Source organism: Vibrio sp. 704 (assembly GCF_033339295.1).
In genome coordinates, this window is the sequence record NZ_JAWOUH010000098.1 from 1 (window position 1) to 1,148 (window position 1,148).

Annotated in this window: 1 protein-coding gene; it reads right to left on the reverse strand. The window is 47.7% G+C overall.

Annotated features, from left to right (window positions below; all coding sequences use genetic code 11):
- On the reverse strand, positions 1–1,148 hold a 1,148-nt coding region (locus R7R24_RS24710), incomplete at both ends, for a methyl-accepting chemotaxis protein (RefSeq protein ID WP_318119729.1).

The following is a 1,148-nucleotide window of genomic DNA, read 5'->3' on the forward strand; positions in this document are numbered from 1 at the left end:
GTTCTTGACTGGCGGACATGGTCGTGACGGCTCGAGATACACCACTTTGTAGCTGTTTAAGCATATCGCCAATTTCATGAGTGCTATTTTGCGTACGGCTCGCTAGTGAACGCACTTCATCGGCCACCACTGCAAATCCACGCCCTTGCTCGCCCGCTCGCGCGGCTTCAATTGACGCATTGAGCGCCAATAAGTTGGTCTGCTCAGCAATCTCGCCAATCACATCCAATACTTTGGTAATCTGCTCCGTTTGCTGACTCAACTCAGAGATAGCATCCGATGTACTGTTGATCTCTGTAACCAACTCAGTAATGCCTTGAATCGCTTGTTCAACCTCTCGCTGGGCTTCGGTGACCTGATCGTTCGCATCGTCAATGGCCTGCGCAGTGGCATTTGTATTGCTCGCGACTTCTTTTGCCGTCATGCTCATCTCTGTTACGGCTGTCACCACTTTATCCGTTTCCAAACAGTGACTCTGCATTTGACCGCTCGCTGTGCGCGTTTGATCATTCAGTTCTTCAGAAACTGTTTGAACGGCAGAAGCAGATCGATGAATGTCCTGCATCAGTGGGTGAAGTTTATCCATAAATTCATTAAAGGCAGCCGCGACTTCGCCAACTTCGTCTTTACTTTCCACTTTTAGACGCGCAGTTAAGTCACCGCCACCCGCAGCAACATCTTTGAGAGAATCGGCGACGTGCTGAAGTGGTTTAATGCCTTTCGAAACAGCAATGCTGGTTAAGATGCTGGTAATAATCAGGCCAATCACCGAGATTGTCACCGCAGATAAAGTGTGTTGATTTAACTCTTGCGTGCGCAATTCACGCTGCATGGCAACTTGTTGGTCGATGTCATCAATGTAGATCCCGGTACCAAGCACCCAGTCCCATTTTTGTAGATACTCGGCGTAACCCAATTTCGGTGCCTGAGCGTTGATGGTTGGTTTGTGCCAAGAGAAATACAAAAAGCCATCGCCTTTTTGCGACGCATCAATCAAGCCAGCAATCACCGCTACGCCATTTTCATCTTTAAGGTCATACAGATTTTTACCTTCCAGCGACGGTTTGATGGCATGTAAGGTATTGATACCTTGAGAATCATACGCGAAAAAGTACCCATCACTTTCAAAGCGCATCGCTTTTAAGATT